Source organism: Verrucomicrobium sp. BvORR034, from assembly GCF_000739635.1.
GTDB lineage: Bacteria > Verrucomicrobiota > Verrucomicrobiia > Verrucomicrobiales > Verrucomicrobiaceae > Verrucomicrobium.
Map to the genome: position 1 here is coordinate 1 of NZ_BATQ01000026.1, position 18570 is coordinate 18570.

Genomic DNA, 18570 nt, shown 5'->3' on the forward strand with positions numbered 1-18570 from the left:
GAATGGCGTTGGTGCCCTGGCCGATGTCATCGGGGGTCAGGGCGGGGCCACCCTCCCGCTGCTTCTTGATGGGCGGTGATGGCGTCGAAGGCATTCATCATGCGGGGCTGCTCTGTGCGGGCCGTGAACTGGCGGATGACGGCGGCGTCAAACCCGCCGGAGTCGGTGAAGGCGAGTCCCGTGGGCATGATGGCATTGTTGAAGCCGTGGGCGATGCTCAGGGCCTTGCCGCCACTCGTTTGTTCAAAGGCCCAGCCCGTCATGGCCGCGATGATGCCGCCGCCGCCCTTGATGTATTCCAGCGCTGCCTGGCCTTCAGCGGGGTCGGTGATGCCCTGCGCATTGAGGATGACCACGTCGTAGTCGTTCAGGGATTTTTTCTCAAGAGGGCCCTCCATCTTCTCTGCACGGAACCCCTTCTTGTCGAGGTAGGCGATGAGGTTGGTTCCCTTAACCCCGATGCGGGGCTTCTCCTTGTTGCCCACCCAGCGCACGGCATTGAGCAGCAGTGTGCCCATCCCGCCGTCACCGGCATCCTCGGCACTCAGGTAGCTGTTGTGGCCAAAGATCATGAGGCGTCCCTTGCCGTAGCCGGCGGCCGCGGCGAGGGCGAGTTCCGGTTTGCCGGACTCGGCGGCGGAGATCACGGGGAAGGCCAGATTGCCCCAGATGGCCACCGGCCCGGGAGCTCCGAGCCTGGGGATCGAGGAAACGCCTGAAAGAATCTTGGCGCGTTCCGCGTTTTGCCATTCACCGGGTGTTGCTGCGGGCGCCGGAGTGGAGCCGGGCGCAGCAGGCCGGGTGGGAAGGGAAGTCTGGGCGGAACCCGCGCCCTGGGACAGGGCCAGCAGGACAGCAAGGGTGAGGGGCAGTGGTTTCATGGCGGTGGGTGGATGGAAGTGGAGACGATGAGGGCAGGGGGCAAACTTGGGCGTGGACAGGGAGCACCGCTTTTCCCTCCTTCCGGGAAAAGCAGTGTGAGCAACGGTCTTGGGCTGGCCTCAGGCTGGGCGGGCAGGCAGGATCACTTCCCGCAGCACGGTGCCATCGAGGCGGGACATGATGACGGTGAGTTGTTGCTTGCTGGCGTGGCCTCGGATGAGGGTGGCGCGCTCCGGCTTGGGGCCGCCGCCCACCAGCTGGGCATAGGGCACACTGGCATCGGCAGGCAGCCAGTGATGTTCATGCGTATGACCGGAGATCACCAGCTGCACGCCGGCCTTCACCAGCAGGTCGTGCCACTTCGCGCGGCCATCGGCGCAGAACGACCCGCCCTCGCGCTCGTCCTTCCAGCGCAGGGGGATGTGGCAGAAAAGAATCTTGCAAGGGGCGGACTTGAAGTGCGGCTTCTCGATCTCCTGCGCCAGCCATTCGGCCTGCAGGGTGCGGAAAGCGGCAAAGTCATTGAGCCCGGCATAGACAGGGTGATCGTCCGGTTTGTCCTCGCCAGTGTCCAGCACCAGGGCCGCCAGCGGTCCCTGACGGAACGAGTAATACCACTGTGTTCCCTCCACCTGGGTAAAGCGGGGCAGATGGCGCGCGGCCGGGCCCCGTACGTCGTGATTGCCACGCACAAAGAAATAGGGAACTCCGGTGGCAAAGGCGACGCCCTTCGGGCTGAGGAACTGCTCGACCATCTTCTCCTCCTTGTAGATGTCATTGGTGACATCTCCGTTCCAGAGGAGGAAATCGCCGGGCTTCTCCTGGTGGAGGGCGTGCAGCTTTTGCAAGGTCTCCGCCTGCTCGTGCGTGTCGTTCCAGACGGTAAAGGTAGTTTCCTCGGCCGAAGCGTTCAGCGTCCGGAAGGTATGGACCCCGCTGTACACCGTCGGGCCGCGCTCGATCTTGTACGCGGAGCGGAAGTTCACCGGACTGGCAGCGACACGGTAATGGTAGGTGGTCCCCGGCTTCAGTCCCTGCAGCCGGATCTTGAAGGTGCGCTCATCATACGGCATGAGGCCACCGTCTGCACCGCCGGCCTTCTGACCCAGTGCTGCGGTTTCGCCGTATTCGATCCATCCCGAGCCGAACCCATTGGTCGCCCAGAGGATGCTGACGGCGTCGTCTGCGGGATGAGCCAGCACGGGCGCGCTGGAAAATCCAAACGGAGCTGGGGCTTCCGCAGGAGGATTGTTGACGGCAGGTGCCTCTGCTGCGGCAACAACGCCGCCCACTGGGAACAACGTGCTGCAAGTGAGAAAGCGGCGTCTCTTCATCTCCCGCTGATGGCCATGGGTTTGGGGGTGTGACGCAGATTAGCGATAAATCACTACCAGAAACACAAGGGCCTCACCTTTGCCCGCGTTCAAAATTGCATGAGGCACGTCCGCCCGATAGGTGGTGGAGTCGCCATGGTGCAGGGTGTCTGTGTCTTCATTGGACTCCACCTTCACCAGCCCTTTCACCACGGTGAGAAACTCGCGCGTGCCTTCGAAGTGCGGAGCGCTCCTCAAAGCGCCTCCGGGTTGTAACTCCACCTCGTAGAATTCCACATCCTTCTCCAGGTTGAGCGGACTAAGGGTGCGGATGCGGCAATGGTCATCTGACCGGTAGTGGAAGGCGCGATCGTGATGCCGGATGACGGTGATGGAGGAGGTGACGCCGGGAGTCTCGATGAGCTCGCTCAAACTCATGCCAAAGGCCTGCGCGATGCGCAGCGTCACGGCCAGCGTGGGGTTGGCCTGTTCCCGCTCGATCTCGCTCAACATGGAGCGGCTCACCCCGCTGGCACCCGCCAGGGCTTCCAGGGACCAGTTGCGATCAGAACGGAGCTGCTTCACCCGGGCGCCGAGATGGCGGCTGATGGCTTCTGCGGGGACATCTTTGACTCGGGCGGCAGCTTTTCTCGGCATAATCTTCTACAATAAACCGGAATTTAGTCTTGCATACCGGAAAAAGCCATTCCAAAATATTGGCGGAGTTGTCCGGCATATCGGATATGTCGTCCCACCTGCTCCTCTTCAAACATTCTAGATTACCAGCACATCTCGCCATGCCTTCCATGAAAGCCCTTGTGAAAGCGAAGTCGGAACCCGGACTCTGGCTGGAGGACGTGCCGGTGCCCACTGTGGGCATCAACGACGTGCTCATCCGCGTGCACAAGACGGGGATCTGCGGCACAGACCTGCACATCTACAAGTGGGATGACTGGGCGCGCCGTACCATCCCGGTGCCGATGGTGGTGGGGCATGAGTTCGTCGGCGAGGTCGTGAGGGTGGGGGACAACGTGAGCGACTTCCATCCTGGGGAGATCGTCAGTGCGGAAGGGCATGTGGTCTGCGGCCGCTGTCGCAACTGTCTGGCCGGTCGCCGCCACCTGTGTGCCGATACCAAGGGCATCGGTGTGAACCGTCCGGGCGCTTTCGCTGAATACATCAGCGTGCCCATGACGAATGTCTGGCACCATCGCGAAGGCGTGGATGAGGAGGTCGCCTCCATCTTCGACCCCTTTGGCAATGCGGTGCACACCGCTCTATCTTTTGAAGTTCTCGGTGAAGATGTGCTTATCACCGGGGCAGGGCCCATCGGCATCATGGCGGTGGCCATTGTGAAGCACGCGGGTGCCCGGCACGTGGTCATCACGGATGTGAATGACTACCGTCTTGACCTCGCCCGGCAGATGGGGGCCACGGTGGCGCTCAATGTCACGCGGGGAAACCTCAAGGACGTGCAGAAGCAACTCGGCATGAAGGAGGGGTTCGATGTCGGCCTGGAGATGTCCGGCAATCCGTCGGCGTTCCGCAGCATGATCGACAACATGTGCCATGGCGGCAAGATCGCCATGCTGGGCATCCCTTCGGAGGAGATCGCCATTGACTGGAACAAGGTGGTGTTCAACATGCTCACCATCAAGGGCATCTATGGTCGCGAGATGTACGAGACCTGGTATCAGATGAGCGTAATGCTGGAGAGCGGCCTCAATATCAAGCCAGTCATCACGCACCGGTTCCACTACACGGAATTTCAGAAGGGTTTCGAAGCCATGATCTCCGGACTGAGCGGCAAGGTCGTGCTCGACTGGAATTAACCTCTAGAACCAAGAGAATCTGCATGCCCTGGAAGACTTCATGGATCTCCGCGCTGGCCGCCGTATTGACGGTGGCTGCGCCGCTTCAAGCGTCGGCGCGGCCCAACATCATCGTCTTTCTGGCCGATGATCTGGGCTATGGCGAACTGGGGTGCTACGGGCAGAAAAAGATCAAGACACCGAATCTGGATCAACTGGCGGCGGACGGCATGCGGTTCACGGACTTCTATTCCGGCCACGCCGTCTGCGCCCCCTCCCGCTGTGTGATGCTCACTGGCAAACATACGGGACATTCTTTTGTGCGCGAAAACTCCGAAGGGCGTGCCGCCCAGGCGGAGGAGCGCAACCGGATCAAGGCGGCGGATGGTTATCTGCCGCAGATTGCCCTGCCTGCCTCAGAGACCACCTACGCGAGTGCCTTGCAGAAGTCCGGCTATCGCACGGCGTGTGTGGGGAAATGGGGCCTGGGGCATCCCAGCAATGAGGGCTCGCCCAACAAACATGGGTTTGACCTCTTCTATGGCTACATCTCCCAGTGGCAGGCCCACTACTACTACCCCACTTACCTTTGGCGGAATGACGTCAAAGAGCCTCTGGAAGGCAACGATGGCAAGGTGGGGCGTCAGCATGCTGCCGACCTGATGGAGCATGAGGCACTGAGGTTCCTGGAAACTCGGGCAGACAAGCCGTTCTTCCTTTACTACGCCACCCCGGTGCCTCACGTGTCCTTGCAGGTGCCACCGGATGAACCCTCGCTGGCGGAGTACAAGCAGGCCTTCGCCGGCCAGGATCCGCCGTATGATGGCAAGAAGAGCTACCTGCCCACGGAGGACCCGCGCGCCATCTATGCCGCCATGGTGACCCGTATGGACCGGACTCTGGGCAAGTTCCGCGAACTGCTCAAGCGCACGGGTCAGGACCAGAATACGCTGATCATCTTCACCTCAGACAACGGGGCCACGTTCAATGGCGGCTACGACCGCGAGTTCTTTGGCGGCAACCTGCCTTTGCGCGGCATGAAGACGCAGCTCTGGGACGGTGGCATTCGCACTCCGTTCATCGCGGCCTGGCCGGGATCCATCCAGCCGGGGCAGGTCTCCAAGTTTGTGGGGGCGTCCTGGGATCTGTTTCCCACCTTTGCAGAGATCGTCGGTTTTCCTGTGCCCGCGGGTTTGGATGGAGTGTCGATCCTGCCCACCCTGAAGGGCGATGTCGCGGCGCAGAAACAGCATGATCACCTCTATTGGGAAACGGTCGCGGGTGGTCATCAAGCCGTGCGCATGGGCCCGTGGAAAGGCATTCGCCTTGGCGTGATCAAGAACCCTTCGGCTCCGGTGCAGCTCTTCAATCTCGAGACGGATATCTCAGAGACCACCGACGTCGCGGCACAACATCCCGACATCGCCAGGAAGATGGCCGCGATTATGACGGCCGGTCGCGTGCCCAGCGCGGAGTTTCCCATGGGCGAACTCGACCGGCCTGGCCTCAGGCCCTGATCTCAATCTTATCCATTGCCCCTCTTCCCTTTTCCCTCTTTCAGTTATGAGTGCTTACGATACTTTTCAATCCCACCTCAACACGCAGCTGGAGTCGATCCGCTCCGCCGGTACCTACAAGAAAGAACGCGTGCTGACCACGCCGCAGGGCACGCTGGTGCGAGCCAACGGCGGCGAGGCGGTGCTCAACATGTGCGCCAACAACTACCTGGGGCTGGCCCAGCATCCCGCGGTGCGCCGTGCCGCCCACGAGTCGCTGGAGCAGTGGGGCTTTGGCCTCGCCAGCGTGCGGTTCATCTGCGGCACCCAGCATCCGCACAAGCAGCTGGAGGAGAGCCTGAGTGATTTCCTCGGTACAGACGACACCATCCTCTATTCCTCCTGCTTTGATGCCAACGGCGGACTGTTTGAGACGCTGCTTGGCCCGGAGGATGCCATCATCAGCGATGAGCTGAATCATGCGTCCATCATCGATGGCGTCCGTCTGTGCAAGGCCAAGCGGTTCCGATACAAGAACTGCGACATGGCGGATCTGGAAGCACAACTCCAGGCGGCGGATGCTGCCGGAGCCCGCTACAAACTCATCGCTACCGACGGCGTGTTTTCCATGGACGGCTTCATCGCGCCGCTCAAGGAGATCTGCGATCTGGCGGACAAGTATCAGGCGCTGGTCATGGTGGATGATTCCCATGCGGTCGGCTTCATGGGCGCGCATGGCCGCGGCACGCATGAGCATTGTGGAGTGATGGGGCGTGTGGACATCATCACCGGCACCCTGGGCAAGGCTCTGGGCGGAGCCAGCGGTGGCTACACGAGCGGTCGCAAGGAGATCATCGAGCTGCTGAGGCAGCGGTCACGGCCGTACTTGTTCTCCAACACCCTGGCCCCTTCGATCACCGGGGCCACGCTGGAGGTGTTGAATCTGCTCAAGCAATCCACCAAGCTCCGGGATCAACTGGAGGCCAACACGCGCTTCTTCCGTGAGGAAATGACGGAGGCGGGCTTCAACATCCTGCCCGGGGTGCATCCCATCGTGCCCATCATGCTGGGAGATGCCGCCCTGGCGTCCCGCTTTGCCGATCTGATGTTGCAGAAGGGCGTCTATGTCATCGGCTTCAGCTTCCCGGTTGTGCCCCAGGGGAAGGCCCGCATCCGCACCCAGATCAGTGCCGCCCACTCCCGGGCGGATCTGGAGTTCGCCGTCCGTGGGTTTGTGGCGGCGAAAAAAGAACTGGGGCTCTGACTCCCAGCCTGTACATTCCTTTAACCTGACCTCTCCATGACCCGTCTTCTTGCCATTGTCTCCGTGTTCGTCGTTCTCGGGCTCTGTGCTGCACCTGCAGCGGAGTCTGAGAAATCTGCCGCCCCCAAGATCAACGCTGCCTGTTCCATTCATCTGGGCTGGCAGGCTCCGGCTTCAGAATGGTTCTATCTGGAAGCACGGGTGGAGAAATCCACTCCCGGGAGTTATTTCATGGTCTGCGGCTGGAACACGGGCTACTTCGGCGTGCAGGAGCTGGGAGGGGGCAAGAAGGTCGCCATCTTCTCCGTCTGGGATCCCACCAAGGGTGACATTCCGTCAAACGTGAAGCTGGAAGACCGGGTGGAAGTGCTTCACGAAGGCAAGGACGTGAAGGTGTCCCGCTTTGGTGGAGAAGGCACGGGTGGCAAAAGCATGACCGAGTTCCCCTGGAAGCTGGGCGAAAAGATCCGGTGCATCGTGCAGGCCAGGGTGGAAGGGGAAAAGACCGCCTATTCCGGCTGGCTCTGGCAACCCAAGTCGAATGAGTGGAAGCACCTGGTCACCTTCCGCGTGCGGACGGGTGGCAAGCCGCTCTCAGGCCTGTATTCCTTCGTGGAAGACTTTCGACGGGATGGCAAAAGCGTGGGCGAAGAGCGTCGTGCCGTCTTTGGCAACGGCTGGGTGAAGACGGTGGACAACGGGATGGTGCCGCTGGCGCAAGCGCGCTTCACGGCGTCCAAGGCTCCCACCGAAGCCAGAGACATCATCGATGCCGGTCAGGCGGAAGGTGGTTTGTATCTCGCTAATGGTGGAAAGGTCTCTCCGAGTGTGCCGGTGGGCACCGTGCTCAGCGTGATTTCGGCTCCAACAACGGTGCCAAATGATTTGCCTGCAGAGTTGTCCAAGCCTTAGTGGAGGAAATGTCGTTCTGGTTTGAGCACTTCGCCGTGGCCGTCTGCGCCATCTCCGGGGTGCTGGCGGCCACGGACCGGAAGGTGGATCTCTTTGGCGTGCTGGTGCTGGCCATTGTCACTGCCGTGGGCGGAGGGACCATCCGGGATCTCTGTCTGGGGGTGCGCCCCGTGTTTTGGGTGCAGGATCCGTCGCACATCGTGACCGCCACCCTGACCGCATTGGTCACCTTTGTAGTCGCCCGGTACTGGACGTTGCCGCACAAGGCGCTGCTGATCGCCGATGCCTTCGGGCTGGCGCTCTTCACCATCGTCGGGGTGGAGAAATCGCTGCTGTACCAGTCTTCGGGTCTTATCGCGATTTTGCTGGGAGTTGTTACCGGAGTGGCGGGCGGCATGTTGCGGGATGTGCTGCGGCGTGAGGTGCCGCTGGTCTTCAAGGCGGAGATCTACTTTTATGCCACGGCCGCTTCTGCCGGGGCCCTGATCTATGTGCTCCTGGCTCGTTTTGCCCCGGCCTTCACCGGTGGCAGGGAAATCTCCATGCTGGTCATCCTGGTGCTCCGTCTAGCCGCCATTGGGCGGAAGTGGCAGTTGCCTGAGTTTAGGGTTAGAGGTTAAGAGTTAGATGTTATGGGTTATGGGTTCGTTTGAGGATGTGGGGAGGAGTTGACTGTGTCTGCGGAGCCGGGTTAAGGTGATCATAGATTCCTCGAACTGAGCCGCTTAAAGGCGGAACTCCAACCCCGCTGCGGAAGTGGTGGCTGGATTGGTGCTCGCAATGGCTCTGCTGGAGGGTGTTATATGCTTGAACAGCGCGGCTAGAGTTCCCTGCATTTTTTGGGGTTCGCGGCGTGGTTGGAGTTCCGCCTTTAGGCGGGTCAGGGGACGTTGCGCCCATGACGTGCTTCATCGTGCCTGAATGACGCCGGGCCTTTGGCCCTCAGGTTGTTGGCAAAAGGGAGATCATCGGCCTCGCCAGCTTTTCCCTGACCGCCTCAAGGCGGAACTCCAACCCTGTTGTAGATTCTGGAAGGGGCCGGAGGCGCTCCTTACGTCTTGTAGCTCCTTCTCGGGTGTCAATGTGCCCCCTGATCCGCCGTCACAAGCGGGCCACTCGCGCAAAACCGGATCACGAAGTCCACTTGTCGTCAACGGGTGAATGTGTGAAAATGGAGCATCCCTTTCTCATTGATCGCATATTTCCCCTTGGGAAGCTTAACTTCGATGTTCCCTATTTTGCGCAGTTTGAAGTTCGCCTGGGACTACTTCGTCTGCGGCAGGCACAGGATTCCCAGTGTGTCCGCTCAATCGGATGCCGATTGGCGGGCAAAGCTCGATTGGCATGACGATCCCCTGGTTGGCCGCTACGTCCGAACGAAGATAGGCACATGGTGGGCAGACGCTCGACTGGAAAGCCTTGGATATGAGCTGAGACTGCTCGCTCCAGGATCGGAGCCGACAGCTGATCAGATGGCGAGATTCGAGACACTGATTGAGCGCATTCCGGAAATGGTTGCTGTCACCGACCTTGAGCCCATTCCGAAGGACGATGGATGGGGACACAAACCCCCGCCTTTTGATATTCGTACTGCGAGGATTAGCAGTATCGGGATGGAGGAGGACGGGGCCTTCTATCTGATATTCGACGTCGATGCTGACGGGGTCTATATGTTGTCTCCTGTATTCACAGTCTCATCTGATTACACGGTAACTTCAGCGGAATGGAGCGTTTAAGGGGAAGCTCGTTGCGACGGAGGTCTTGGGATTCCTCGAACTGAGCCGCATAAATGCGGTACTCCAACCCTGTTTGAGGACCATTCGAGACAGTGCGGAAGCGGAGAGGGTTGGAGTACCGATTTCAGTCGGCTCAGAGGGCAAGTCTTCCATGGTGCCGCGTCGCCCCACGCGCCGCCTGCCATTCACAGGTCGCACTCCTCGCAACACCGGGCCACGAAGACCACTTGTCATTCACGGGCCGAATGTGTGAAAATGGGACTGCCCGGCTCCCTTGGGCGCACCTTCCTCCTCGTCATCAGTGAACACCATCCCACCCGAGAAAGTTCAGCAGGCCCTCTCCATCGCCGGTGGCCTGCAATATCGTGCGGCTCAAGTGCAGACCGCCGCAGAAAGAAGGCAGCAGGCGGAGCTGGACCGGATGCTGCAGCATCCCAAGGATAAAGCGACGCTGGTGCAGCTTACCGACCAGGCCTTCCGCCCCCGCTCGGCGGATCGCGTGGCGGAGCAGTTCACCCACATTCTGGAGGTCCAGGGGGTGCCGCGATTTTTCAATCCCCTGGACCGTGCGCTCTTGAGGGGATTCAAGGCTTTCGGCAACTGGCTGCCCGGCGTGTCGGTGCCCATGGTGAAGGAGCATCTGCAGCATGAAACAGCCAATGTCATCCTTCCGGCGGAGCTGGAATTGCTGGGGGATCATCTGCAACGTCGTCGCGAGCAGGGGATCCGGATGAACGTGAACTTCCTGGGGGAAGCCATCCTCAGCGAGGCAGAGGCGGCACGGCGGATGGAGCAGTATCTGGAGGCCATGCGTTCTCCGGAGACTGAGGTGTTCTCGGTCAAGATCTCCACGCTCTACTCCCAGATGTCGCCGCTGGCGCGGGGGCACACGCTCGGGGTGCTCTGTGATCGCCTGGAGACGCTCTACCGGACTGCGCAGGAGAATGTCTTTCTCCGCCCGGACGGCATCCGGGTGCCCAAGTTCCTGTACCTCGACATGGAGGAGTACCGGGACCTCACCCTGACCTGCGAGGCCTTCATGCGCACGCTTGACCGGCCCGGTCTGGAGAAGGTGGCGGCGGGCATGGCGTTGCAGGCTTACATCCCCGACTCTGCCCAGTGGCAACGACGGATCAACGAATGGGCCCGCCGTCGGGTGGCGGCGGGTGGTGCGCCTGTGACGCTGCGGATTGTTAAAGGCGCGAACCTGGAGATGGAGCGGGTGGAAGCCTCCATCCGCGGCTGGCCCCAGGCTCCCTACAGGAGCAAGCTGGAGACGGACGCGAACTACAAGCGCATGTTGCACGAGGGCTTCCGTCCGGAGAACCTCGCGGCGGTGCGTCTCGGCATCGCTTCCCACAATCTCTTTGATGTCGCCTACGCCCTGGTGCTGGTGGGGGAGGAGCGGGCGCTGGACCGTGTGCAGTTTGAGATGCTGGAAGGCATGGCCACCCCGCAGCGCCGTGCGCTTCTGGAAAAGATCTCCAATCTGCTGCTGTACGCGCCGGCGTGTGGGAAGGAGCAGTTCGTCAGTGCCATTGGCTATCTGATCCGGCGGCTGGATGAAAACACGGGCGGGGAGAACTTCCTGCGGCACGCGTTTCACCTCGAACCCGGCAGCCCCGCGTGGAAGTTGCTCTCCGCCGGGTTCGTGGAGTCATTCTCCCTTCTGCCGGTGCTCCCAGATGCCCCTCGCCGCAACCAGGACCGGGCCCGGCCGGTGATTCCACGGGAGATGCGGGAGTTTGTCAACGAGCCCGACACGGACTGGAGCCTGCCGCAGAATGGCGAGTGGGCGGCGCGATTGTTGGAGGCGGCCCGGAAGGGCAAATACGTGGTGCCGTTTGCGCTGGCTGGACGCGAGATCAGCAGTGGCAGGAGGACCCGCTCTCTGGTGGATCCGTCGTGTCCGGACCAACCCTTGGGTCGGGTGAGTATTCCGGCCGCGGATGAGACCGACGATGCGGTGGATGCTGCAGTCAAAGATCGCGATGGCTGGCGCGCTCTGACTCCGGCGGCGCGCTCCGATTTCCTCAAGCGCGCGGCGCATGAGATTCGCAAGGCCCGTGGAGATCTGATGGCGGCTGCCCTGGCGAACACGGGCAAGGTCTTCACGGAGTCGGATCCCGAGGTGAGCGAGGCGGTGGACTTCGTGGAGTACTATGCGAGATCGGCACAGTATTTCTCTGAGCAGCTCGGACCCCATGTGGAGGCCCGGGGAAAGGGCGTGGTGGTCGTGGTCTCCCCCTGGAACTTCCCCATCGCGATCCCCTGTGGCGGAGTGGCCGCCGCTCTCGCGGCGGGGAATACGGTGATCCTCAAGCCCGCCTCGGATGCGGTCGTGCCTGCGTGGGAGCTCTGCCAGTGCTTCTGGCGGGCTGGGGTATCCCAGTGGACGTTGCAATTCCTGCCCTGTAGCGGGGCGGATGCGGCCCGGCTGGTGCAGCATCCCAAGGTGGACTCGGTTATTCTCACCGGTGGCACGGCCACGGCGCTGGCCATGCTGGACGCAAAACCCGCGATGCATCTGGTAGCGGAGACGGGAGGCAAAAACGCCACGATCGTCACCGCCATGGCGGATCGCGATCAGGCCATCAAGAATGTTTTGCACTCCGCCTTCAGCCACAGCGGACAAAAGTGCTCCGCCACCTCGCTGCTGCTTCTAGAGGCGGAGGTGTATGACGATCCGGAGTTCAAGCGGGGCTTGGAGGAGGCGGTCGTGAGTTTGCGGGTGGGTTCCGCCTGGGAACTCTCCACCAAGATGGGGCCGCTGATCCGTCCTCCTTCCGGTGAACTCCAAACCGCCCTGACGACGCTCGAGCCGGGGGAATCCTGGGCTCCTGCTCCCCAGTGCATCGAGGGCAATCCGCATCTGTGGACTCCCGGTGTGAAATGGGGCGTACAGCCGGGCACTGTCACTCATCTCACCGAGTTCTTCGGGCCAGTGCTGGGGGTGATGCGGTTTGAAAAACTGTCTGAGGCCATCGAGCTCGTGAATGCCACAGGCTACGGGCTGACCAGTGGTCTGGAGAGCCTGGATGACCGGGAGCAGGACGAGTGGCGGGAGGGGATCCAGGCGGGCAATCTCTATATCAACCGGACGACGGTCGGTGCTGTGGTATTGCGTCAGCCGTTTGGCGGCATGGGCAAGAGCGCCTTTGGTGCCGGGATCAAGGCGGGTGGCCCCAACTATGTTGCTCAGTTCATGGATTTTCGTGAGACGGTGCCCTCGCTGCCCGCCGCCCCGCGGCATGGGTCTGAGCTGGGACGTTTCCTGGAGGCGCTCCAGGGCTGGGATACGCTGAACCTCACGGAGAACAGCCGGCTGGTGGCCGCCTTCTCCAGCTACGAGCGGGCTTGGACGACGGAGTTTTCCCAAGAGCACGACGCCTTCCGCTTACTGGGACAGGACAATCTGCGTCGCTATCTCCCGGTGAAAAATCTACGCATCCGCGTGACGGCCGCGGATACACCTTTCGATCTATTTGCCCGCGTTGCGGCGGGGCGGGTGGCAGGTTGTGATCTCACCATAAGCGTGCCTCATGGAATCGAGTGGCGGCCCTTGAGCCGTCTGCGGGAGGCCACCGCTGGGTGGCAGCCTGGCATGGAATTTGTGGAGGAAAGTGATGCCGATTTGGTCCAGGTGATCCGGGGTCGTCAGACAGATCGCCTCCGGTATGCAAGGCCTCAGGATGTGCCTGTAACAGTGCGTCAGGCGGCAGTGCAGCAGCAGATCTTTGTAGCCGATGCCCCTGTGCTCATGGAGGGGCGGCTGGAGCTGCTTTGGTATGTCCGCGAGCAGAGCCTGAGCTACGATTACCATCGTTATGGTAATTTGGGCGGAAGGGTGGGAGAGGCGCGTGCGCTGCCGGATTGACCCAGAGTTCCTCAGCCTCAAGCGGGACGGACAGGGCCGGGGGGAGGGCTCCCAGTCCCTTTTTCCTTGCCAATCCCCATATCCTCGCTTCCTATCACAGCTTCCGAACATTGCCCTACATGGAAGACAACTCCAACCAAACGAAAGACGCTCCGGGTCTGGATCTCAAAGAAATCCGGCAAATCGTGGATTTGATGAGCAAGAACGACCTGTCCGTTTTCCATCTGGAACATGGCTCGTTCAAGATCAAGCTGCGTCGCGGCTCTGACATTGAGGCCGCCAAAGATCTCCTTTCCAAGATGCCCATTTCCGCCGGCGTAACCACCGTGGCGGCTCCCTATGCGACGGCACCCGCCGCCGCACCTGTTTCCGCTGCCCCTGCGGCAGCCCCCGCACCCGCTGCGGCTGCGGCTCCCGAGCCTGCTGGCCCGACGATCAACTCCCCGATGGTGGGCACCTTCTATCGCGCTCCTGGCCCGAATGAGAAGCTGTTCGTCAACGTGGGCGATACCGTGGATGAGAACACCGTGGTCTGCATCATCGAGGCGATGAAGGTCATGAACGAAATCAAGGCGGAAGCCCGTGGCACCATCGTCCGCATCCTGGTGGATGACACGAGACCGGTGCAGTACGGACAGCCCCTCTTCGAGCTCAAGTAAGCTCGCTTCAACCTTCGCCAGAACCTCCGTATTGCTCACGCTCTGGTGAGTCCGGGGGCAGGGACAGAATCAACGCAGCCAGACTGACGCCCCGCCCCTTCCTTTCTTTCCCAAACCGAAATGTTTCGAAAAGTTCTTGTCGCCAACCGTGGCGAAATCGCCCTGCGCGTCATCCGCGCCTGCAAAGAGCTGGATGTAAAAACGGTGGCGGTCTACTCCGAGGCGGATGTGGACTCCATGCACGTGCATCTCGCGGATGAGGCCATCTGCATCGGGCCCGGTCCCAGCTCTGAAAGTTACCTCAAGATTCCCCGCATCATCAGCGCGGCGGAGATTGCCAATGTGGACGCCATCCACCCCGGCTACGGCTTCCTCAGCGAGAAGGCCGAGTTCGCGGAAATCTGCCAGCGTTGCAAGATCAAGTTCATCGGGCCCTCGCCCGAGGTGATCAGCATGATGGGCGACAAAAACACCGCCCGTGCCACCGCCCGCCGCCTTGGAGTGCCGATCACTCCTGGTTCGGATGGTATCATCGAGACCGAGGAGCAGGCTTTTGAAATTGCCCGCCGCATTGGCTATCCCGTCATGATCAAGGCCTCCGCCGGTGGTGGTGGTCGTGGCATGCGCCCGGTGCTCAATGAGGCCACCCTCCGCTCCAGCTTCCAGCAGGCCAGCATGGAGGCGCTCAAGTGCTTCGGTGACGGCTCTGTGTACATGGAGAAGCTCGTGGAGCGCCCGCACCACATCGAGTTCCAGGTCGTGGCGGACAGCCATGGCAACGTCGTTCACCTGGGCGAGCGCGACTGCTCCATGCAGCGGCGCAACCAGAAGATCATTGAGGAGTGCCCCTCGCCAAAGATCTCTGACGAGATCCGCAAGGCCATGGGTGATGCCACGGTCAAGCTCTGCAAAGAGATTGGCTATGAGAACTGCGGCACCATCGAGTACCTCGTGGACAATGAAGGGAAGAATTTCTACTTCATGGAGATGAACACCCGCATTCAGGTGGAGCACCCCATCACCGAAGAGGTGTACGGTTGCGACCTGATCAAGGAGCAGATCCGCATCGCGGCTGGTCTGCCCATCTCCGAGCACGTGCTGAAGAACACGCCCCGTGCCCACTCCATCGAGTGCCGCATCAACGCCGAGGATCCGGACCGCAACTTCGCGCCCAGCCCTGGCAAGATCAATCACTGGTATGCTCCTGGTGGACGTGGCGTGCGCGTGGATACCCACGTGTACTCCGGCTACACGGTACCTCCGTATTACGACTCGATGATCGCCAAGCTCATCGTCACCGGTGCCACGCGTGACATCGCCATCCGCCGCATGCGGCGTGCTCTGGGCGAGTTCATGATTCACGGCATCAAGACGACGATCCCGCTGCAGAGCAAGATCATCATGACGAGTGATTTCCAGAATGCCAAGTACGACATCACCTGGGTGGAGAACTTCCTTCGCCAGGAAGGTCTGAAAGGCTAGGCGAGAACATCGCGCTACTGCTTCAAGGCACCTTGGATCTTCCCAAGGTGCCTTTTTTTGTCGTCGCCCCGGGTGCTGTTGTTTGCCTTTGCCCCCGATTGGTCTTTTATGCGGCGTGTCTTCTTCTGTCACCATTTCTGTGCCTGCCACCTCGGCCAACATCGGCCCGGGCTATGACTGTCTGGGCCTGGCCCTCTCGCTTTACAACCAGGTCACCGTGACCCGGTTGGAAGGGGCCCCGCGCATTGAGCCGCATCACGCGATGGTGGAGACCATTGCCGCCTTGTTCTTCCAGCAGCGGGATGTCACGGCCGCGCCCTTTGCGTTTTCCTGGTCCATCGGTGGCGATGTGCCCCAGTCTCGTGGGTTGGGCAGCAGCGTCACGGTGCGTCTTGGGGTGCTGATGGGGTTGAATGAACTTTGTGGCGGACCGCTGAACAAGCAGCAGCTCTTTGCCCTGTGCTCCGAAGCTGAAGGCCATCCCGACAACGTGGCTCCGGCGGTGTTTGGGGGCTTTGCCCTTGCCAACAGCCGACAGTGGTTTCGGTTTGAGGTTCAGCCCCGCCTGAAGGCCGTGCTGCTCATCCCGGACTTTGAGGTGGAGACGGTGCACGCCCGCAGCGCCCTCCCGGAAAGCGTGCCGCATCATGACGCCGCGCGGAACACGGCCAACGCCTGCACCCTTGTGGCCGCTTTCGCCACAGGCGAGTACGAGCGCATTGGAGACTCCTTGGAGGACTTCCTGCACCAGCCGTATCGTCGTCATCTGGTGCCAGGCCTGTTTGAAGTCATCGGCGCCGGGGTAAAGGCCGGCGCCATTGGCGGCTACCTGAGCGGCTCCGGCTCCACCATCGCCTGTCTCACCACGGCGGAGGATACGGAGTCCATCGCCCTGGCCATGAAAAATGCCCTCGTACAGACCGGGGCGACTGGGCGTACGGTGGCGGTGCCCGCGGACAACGTGGGGGCGAGCGTGGTCTCCCAAGGTTGACTTGAGCCCAGTCGCCGCGATACTCGATTTAAGCAGACGCGTTCAAGTTATGGTCAATGCCACCTTTCCCGCGGATATCCTGGTTGGCCTGGACTTGCACGAAGGTGACAAGGTAGAAGGCATCGTCCACGACGGGGTTGTGACGCTGCACATCGCGGAGCGGGCTGCGGGTGATTTCAGCAGCAGCGTTGTACCGGTGAAGCAATTCCTGGCGCAATGGTCGGGAAGGTTCACGCTGGATGACGGCGATAGCGATTCGCGCTTGGATTATCTCACTCAAAAACACTTGAGGTAAGCCCGTGCGAGTTTTTTTGGATGCCAACATTCTGCTGGACGTCGCGCTAAAGCGCCCTGGCTTGCACGACGCCAGTGAGGCAGTGCGGATTTTTGTTACTCTCACCTGATCATGGATCTCAAAGACCAACTTGAAGACCTGGAACAGTGGGCCATTGAGGTCATCCTGCACAACAAGCAGGGGTTCAAGGAAAGTGTGGCCCGGTTCTTGTTGCACGGGCTGTCGTGGATCTATGCGGGCGCGGTGCAGCTGCGCATCAAGCTCTATCGGGAGCGCTACATTCGCGACCATCATGTGGGCGTGCCGGTCATCAGTATCGGCAATCTCACGGTGGGGGGCACGGGCAAGACACCGGTGGCCGAGTTGCTGGCGAAGGCCTTGCAGAAGGAAGGGCGCAACGTGGCCATTCTCAGCCGCGGGTACAAGAGCAAGCGGCAGAAGCGGGTGCGTTTCTGGACCAAGTGGCTGGCCCGCATTCGGGGCGAGGAGCTGCCGCAGAACCCGCCGCGGGTGGTGAGCAATGGCGAACGCGTCCTTCTGGACAGTCACACGGCCGGGGATGAGCCCTTTATGCTGGCGAGCAATCTGCCCGGCGTGCCGGTGGTGGTAGACAAGGATCGCGTAAAGGCCGGCTTATATGCCATCAAGCAGTTCAACTCGGATGTGCTCCTGCTGGATGATGGGCTGCAGTATGTGCGGCTCAAGCACCGGCTGGACATGGTGTTGATTGATCGAACCGCCCCCTGGGGCAACGGTTTTCTGCTGCCCCGCGGCACCCTGCGGGAACCCCCGCGCCATCTGAAGCGGGCCAGCTATATCTTCCTCACCAAGTGCGACAGCTCAGACAACACCGAGATCATTCGGGAGCTTCGCAAGTACAACCGCGTGGCGGAGATCATCGAGTGCCGCCACCGGCCCAAGTATCTGGAGAACATCCACACCCGCGAGCGGGTTTCATTGGAGAAGATTTACGGTGCCCACGTGGGGGCCGTCAGCGGCATTGCCGTGCCCGAGAGCTTCGAAAGCGGTCTGCGCAAGCTGGGTGCCAAGGTGGACGTCACCCTCCGCTTCGCCGACCACCACCGGTTTACCTTGAAGGACATCCGCAGCTTCATTGACCGTTGTGAGCGCCGTGATGTGGAGATGATCGTCACGACCGAGAAGGATTTTGTGCGGTTCCCGGAAATAAGAAACCCCGAGGTGCCCATCTACTTTTTGCGAGTGGAGATTGAGATCGTGAACGGCAAGGAAATCTTCGACCGCATGGTTCGCATCCTCTGCGAGCCCCGTGAAGTGCCCCGGCCCGTGTATGGGTCGGAGCTGGCAGGGTTGCCGTTGGAACAGTAGGAGCCAGTGCGTCAGTGGGCAGTGGGCAGTGCGTCAGAGGTCAAGGTGTTGGGGGTGGCGTTGTGGGGTGGATGTGGTGTGGGCTTGCGGGTTGGTGGCCTGGAAGACTTGGTTTTGGGTGCCTTTGAGAGTTGGCTCATGAACCCGGAGGGTTCGTGGAAATGCGGGAACGCATTCAGCGGCTCCCGGTTCTCCGTGCAGAAAACAAGGTGGTGGTGCGGCGAAACATGGGTGCCGGACATGTTTGGGGTGTGTGGAGAAAGAGGGCGTCGCTGGCATTGCCTTCGGGATGCAATTCACTATGCAGACAACCGGGGGTGTCAGTCGCTTCGCTCCTTCGACCCCCGGCTACCTTCTGGGATGCCTTCGGCATCAGGCGCTGCAGGCCCGAGCCTGTCGGTTGCGCAATCTTCCCTCCCCGTCATTCACGCTTCTGAATGCGCCGAAACACTGGGTAGCGCGCTGCCTGACCACTTAAAAGCCAATGCCATAAGGGAAAAGTGGA

The 18570-nt window shown here is 61.1% G+C and carries 15 protein-coding genes; 12 read left to right on the top strand and 3 right to left on the bottom strand.

The window, feature by feature from the left end:
- Nucleotides 1-26 precede the first annotated feature (26 nt).
- The 3 genes from BV034_RS05035 to BV034_RS05045 form a co-directional block, all read right to left on the bottom strand.
- Nucleotides 27-881, bottom strand: a complete 855-nt coding sequence (locus BV034_RS05035; protein ID WP_050024761.1) for a hypothetical protein — start codon at nt 879-881, stop codon at nt 27-29.
- A gap of 120 nt (nt 882-1001) precedes the next feature.
- A complete protein-coding gene (locus tag BV034_RS05040) occupies nt 1002-2216 on the bottom strand; it encodes an FN3 domain-containing metallophosphoesterase family protein (RefSeq protein ID WP_050024762.1) in 1215 nt (404 codons plus the stop codon).
- A gap of 39 nt (nt 2217-2255) precedes the next feature.
- Nucleotides 2256-2852 carry a helix-turn-helix domain-containing protein gene (locus BV034_RS05045; RefSeq protein WP_050024764.1) on the bottom strand — a complete coding sequence of 199 codons (597 nt, stop codon included), beginning with the start codon at nt 2850-2852 and terminating at the stop codon, nt 2256-2258.
- Nucleotides 2853-3001: 149 nt separating this feature from the next.
- On the opposite strand from BV034_RS05045, the gene tdh reads away from it, so the two are divergent.
- The 12 genes from tdh to lpxK all read left to right on the top strand — a co-directional run bounded on the left by tdh (nt 3002) and on the right by lpxK (nt 18065).
- Complete coding sequence (gene tdh / locus BV034_RS05050) at nt 3002-4027, top strand: L-threonine 3-dehydrogenase (protein ID WP_050024789.1); 1026 nt, start codon at nt 3002-3004, stop codon at nt 4025-4027.
- A gap of 23 nt (nt 4028-4050) precedes the next feature.
- Nucleotides 4051-5523, top strand: coding sequence for an arylsulfatase (locus BV034_RS05055; protein WP_050024766.1), 1473 nt, complete (start codon nt 4051-4053; stop codon nt 5521-5523).
- Between the two features lie 46 nt (nt 5524-5569).
- The gene (locus BV034_RS05060) at nt 5570-6766 is read left to right on the top strand and encodes a glycine C-acetyltransferase (protein ID WP_050024767.1); all 1197 of its coding nucleotides are present in this window, start codon (nt 5570-5572) and stop codon (nt 6764-6766) included.
- Nucleotides 6767-6802: 36 nt separating this feature from the next.
- Nucleotides 6803-7678, top strand: coding sequence for a DUF3472 domain-containing protein (locus BV034_RS05065; protein WP_050024769.1), 876 nt, complete (start codon nt 6803-6805; stop codon nt 7676-7678).
- A gap of 8 nt (nt 7679-7686) precedes the next feature.
- Entirely contained in the window at nt 7687-8298 is a 612-nt protein-coding gene (locus BV034_RS05070; RefSeq protein ID WP_050024771.1) for a trimeric intracellular cation channel family protein, read from the top strand.
- Nucleotides 8299-8925: 627 nt separating this feature from the next.
- Nucleotides 8926-9414, top strand: coding sequence for a hypothetical protein (locus BV034_RS05075; RefSeq protein ID WP_265592646.1), 489 nt, complete (start codon nt 8926-8928; stop codon nt 9412-9414).
- Nucleotides 9415-9715: 301 nt separating this feature from the next.
- Nucleotides 9716-13291 carry a proline dehydrogenase family protein gene (locus BV034_RS05080; protein ID WP_050024775.1) on the top strand — a complete coding sequence of 1192 codons (3576 nt, stop codon included), beginning with the start codon at nt 9716-9718 and terminating at the stop codon, nt 13289-13291.
- A 119-nt stretch (nt 13292-13410) separates the two neighbouring features.
- Entirely contained in the window at nt 13411-13950 is a 540-nt protein-coding gene (accB, locus tag BV034_RS05085) for an acetyl-CoA carboxylase biotin carboxyl carrier protein (RefSeq protein ID WP_050024777.1), read from the top strand.
- Nucleotides 13951-14070: 120 nt separating this feature from the next.
- Complete coding sequence (gene accC, locus BV034_RS05090) at nt 14071-15432, top strand: acetyl-CoA carboxylase biotin carboxylase subunit (RefSeq protein ID WP_050024778.1); 1362 nt, start codon at nt 14071-14073, stop codon at nt 15430-15432.
- A 115-nt stretch (nt 15433-15547) separates the two neighbouring features.
- Nucleotides 15548-16423, top strand: a complete 876-nt coding sequence (gene thrB / locus BV034_RS05095) for a homoserine kinase (RefSeq protein WP_050024781.1) — start codon at nt 15548-15550, stop codon at nt 16421-16423.
- A gap of 1 nt (nt 16424) precedes the next feature.
- Nucleotides 16425-16718 (top strand): hypothetical protein, encoded by a 294-nt coding sequence (locus tag BV034_RS05100; RefSeq protein ID WP_265592647.1) that lies wholly within the window; start codon nt 16425-16427, stop codon nt 16716-16718.
- 111 nt (nt 16719-16829) lie between these two features.
- Complete coding sequence (gene lpxK, locus BV034_RS05105) at nt 16830-18065, top strand: tetraacyldisaccharide 4'-kinase (RefSeq protein ID WP_050024785.1); 1236 nt, start codon at nt 16830-16832, stop codon at nt 18063-18065.
- Nucleotides 18066-18570: the final 505 nt, after the last annotated feature.

Bases quoted from the DNA above. Each gene is read 5' to 3' on its own strand.
- BV034_RS05070 (WP_050024771.1), top strand. From the start codon at position 7,687: ATGTCGTTCTGGTTTGAGCACTTCGCCGTGGCCGTCTGCGCCATCTCC.
- BV034_RS05065 (WP_050024769.1), top strand. From the start codon at position 6,803: ATGACCCGTCTTCTTGCCATTGTCTCCGTGTTCGTCGTTCTCGGGCTC.
- accB (WP_050024777.1), top strand. From the start codon at position 13,411: ATGGAAGACAACTCCAACCAAACGAAAGACGCTCCGGGTCTGGATCTC.
- lpxK (WP_050024785.1), top strand. From the start codon at position 16,830: ATGGATCTCAAAGACCAACTTGAAGACCTGGAACAGTGGGCCATTGAG.
- tdh (WP_050024789.1), top strand. From the start codon at position 3,002: ATGAAAGCCCTTGTGAAAGCGAAGTCGGAACCCGGACTCTGGCTGGAG.
- accC (WP_050024778.1), top strand. From the start codon at position 14,071: ATGTTTCGAAAAGTTCTTGTCGCCAACCGTGGCGAAATCGCCCTGCGC.
- BV034_RS05035 (WP_050024761.1), bottom strand. From the start codon at position 881: ATGAAACCACTGCCCCTCACCCTTGCTGTCCTGCTGGCCCTGTCCCAG.
- BV034_RS05055 (WP_050024766.1), top strand. From the start codon at position 4,051: ATGCCCTGGAAGACTTCATGGATCTCCGCGCTGGCCGCCGTATTGACG.
- BV034_RS05040 (WP_050024762.1), bottom strand. From the start codon at position 2,216: ATGAAGAGACGCCGCTTTCTCACTTGCAGCACGTTGTTCCCAGTGGGC.
- BV034_RS05045 (WP_050024764.1), bottom strand. From the start codon at position 2,852: ATGCCGAGAAAAGCTGCCGCCCGAGTCAAAGATGTCCCCGCAGAAGCC.
- BV034_RS05060 (WP_050024767.1), top strand. From the start codon at position 5,570: ATGAGTGCTTACGATACTTTTCAATCCCACCTCAACACGCAGCTGGAG.